Source organism: Streptomyces panaciradicis (assembly GCF_023516615.1).
In the GTDB taxonomy this organism is placed as follows: Bacteria; Actinomycetota; Actinomycetes; order Streptomycetales; family Streptomycetaceae; genus Streptomyces; species Streptomyces panaciradicis.
The window spans coordinates 1-2595 of sequence record NZ_JAMGBF010000300.1 but is presented as its reverse complement, the minus strand read 5'-3'; the positions used below and the strand labels follow the sequence as shown (position 1 = coordinate 2595).

At 75.8% G+C, this 2595-nt stretch carries 1 protein-coding gene and 1 pseudogene; one reads left to right on the top strand and one right to left on the bottom strand.

Features of this window, described 5'->3' with window-relative positions; translation table 11 throughout:
* Positions 1 to 1797: pseudogene (locus tag M8J74_RS44000) on the top strand (AfsR/SARP family transcriptional regulator); the annotation flags it as partial.
* On the opposite strand, the gene M8J74_RS43995 reads toward M8J74_RS44000, so the two are convergent.
* Positions 1794 to 2595: NPCBM/NEW2 domain-containing protein (locus tag M8J74_RS43995; RefSeq protein ID WP_249841751.1), on the bottom strand; the 802-nt coding region annotated here is incomplete at its 5' end. The pseudogene M8J74_RS44000 and the gene M8J74_RS43995 overlap by 4 nt on opposite strands.

The following is a 2595-nucleotide window of genomic DNA, read 5'->3' as shown; positions in this document are numbered from 1 at the left end:
TGGTCCTGGGACCTGCTCGACGAACGGGAGCGGACCGTTCTGCGCGAGGTCTCCGTGTTCGCCGGCGGCTGGGACCTGGAGGCGGCCGAGGCCGTGTGCACCGGCCCCGCCGCCGACCTGGTCGGCGCGCTCGTCGACAAGTCCCTGATCGTGGCCGCCCCGTACGCCGATCCGTACGAGGAGAGCGGCTCCGGCACCATGCGCTACCGCCTGCTGGAGACCATCCACGAGTACGCCACCGAGCGCGCCGCCGAGGTCCCCGCGCTGCGCGCCGAGGCCGAGCGCCGGCACCGCGCCTGGGTGCGCGCGCTCGTCACGCAGGCCGAGCCGCGGCTGCGCTCGGCCGGCCAGCTCCCGTGGATCTCCCGCCTGGAGACCGAGCTGGACAACATCCGCGCCGCCCTCGACCGCGCCCTGGCCCGCGGCGACGAGGAGGAGGCGGGCGCCCTCACGCTGGCCATGGGCTGGTTCTGGTGGCTGCGCAACTACCGCCACGAGGCGACGAGCTGGGTCGACCGGGCCGTCCGCCTGGGCGCGGGCGTGGACCCGTACGACACCTCGGTCGACCCCGTGGACGCCTGCCTGACCGCCGCGGACGGCGAGGAGCCCGGCCCCCTGCACACCCTCCGGATGAACCTCCGGATGCTCCACCTCTTCCTCAAGTCGGACGCCGAGCCGATGGACGCCGACCCGGACGAGCCACTGCGCGCGTACGTCACCCGGGTGCGGGCGTTCTTCGAGCCGGGCGGCCCGGAGGCGGCCCGCTTCCCCGGGCTCGTCTGGCCCGTGACCGCGTTCGTCCTCAGCAGCTGGGACGAGGTGCGCGCCGCCATGAACGTCACCGTGGCCAACTGCCGCGCCCACGGCGACGACTGGGCGGTCGGCGTCGCCCTGATGTTCCGCACCCACATGGCCGTCGACTCGCCGGGCGGGATGAAGGGCGTCGACGAGGACCTGGCCGAGCTGCGGGCGATCAGCCGGCGCGTCGGCGACCGCTGGATGCGGGCCCAGGTGTGCAGCGCGGCCGGCGAGGCGGCCATGGCACGGGCCCGGTACCAGGAGGCCAAGGGCGAGTACGAGGAGGCGCTGCGCCTGGCCTACGAGGTGGGCGCGTACGCGGAGACGCCGTTCCTGATGGCCCGGCTCGCGGAGTTCGCCTACCGCGCGGGCGACCGGCCCGGCGCGCTGCGGGCGCTGGACGAGGCGTCGGACGCCGCCGACCGTTACGGCGTCGCCGACTCCCGGGCGTTCGTCCTGCTCATGCGGGCCCATCTCGCCCTCGACGACAAGGACACCGGCCGGGCGCGCGAACTGTGCGAGGCGGCCCGGGCGGAGACCCAACGGGGTTCACCGCCGCCGCAGTTCACGGTGATGCTGGACGCGATCGACGCGAGGGTGACGGTCGTCGAGTCCGGTCCGCGGCCCGGGCTGGCCAAACTCGTGGGCACCGTGAGGGAGTCGGTGGAACGGCGCTGCGCCGACGCGATCACGGCGACCCTCCTGGACGGCACGGCGGTCGTGCTGTGCGACCTCGGCGACCACGCGCGCGTGGCCCGCCTGCTGGCGGCCGCCGACCGGCTGCGGGACGGTCATCCGCGCCTCGCCCCGGAGCGCGCCGAGGCCGAGCGCGCGGAGGCGGCCACCCGCGCCGCGCTGGGCGACCGGCGGTGGAAGGCGGAGTACGCCGCGGGCGCGGCCCTCGGCCCCGACGCCTGGTTGGCCGACCTCGACGAGGCCCTGCGCGGCGGTGCGGCCGACGGGGAGCAGGTGACGTCCCCCGGGCCCGATCCGCGCTAGGAGCAGGTGAACCTCGACTCGGCCCAGTCCGCGAGCGTGAGCGCGTCGAATCCGTTGCGCGGCTCGACGACCAGCCGTACGGTCCGGCGCCCGGCGAGGTTCACATGTACGGGGACCGCCGGTTCACCGGCCTCCACCAGACCCGACCGCCACAGCCGGGCGCCGTCGGCGTAGACGGAGAAGTGGACCTTGCCCAGCCCGAGGGTCATGTCGTCGATGCCGACCAGGGCGTTGTAGGAGGTGCAGCTGCGGTTGAGGTCGATCGTGACGGAGGACCGGCCGTGCACGGTCACCCCGTGGGCGTACCGCTTGTCGTCGACGGACAGGCCGTGGCGCTGCCACACCCAGCTGCTGCCGCCGATCCGCATCTCGGGTCCGGTGCCGTCACCGCTGACATCGTAGGCGAGCTCGCTCCACTCGTAGACGGCCGGAGCGGGCGGCGGGGGCGGCGTCGGGGTCGGGGTGGGCTTCGGTTCGGGCGTCGGCGTCGGCCTCGGTTTCGGTGCCGGTGGGGGAGCGGGCTTCGGCGTCGGCCGGGGTGTCGGGGTCGTCGGCGCGGCGGTGGGGGCGGCCGCGGGCACGATCGCCGGGGGCTCCGGCTCGGGCCGCTTCGTCGCGGGCCTGGGCGACTCGGGCCGCACGACCGGCGAGGAGACGGGCGGCTTGGCGTCGGGCTTCCTGGCGGGACTGTCGTGGCCGACGAGGGCGAGGGCCACCGCGGCGGCGGCCACCGCGACGACGCCGGCCGCGATACCGGCCTTCACCGGCGCGCCCAGCCCCTCGGAGGCCGCCGCACCG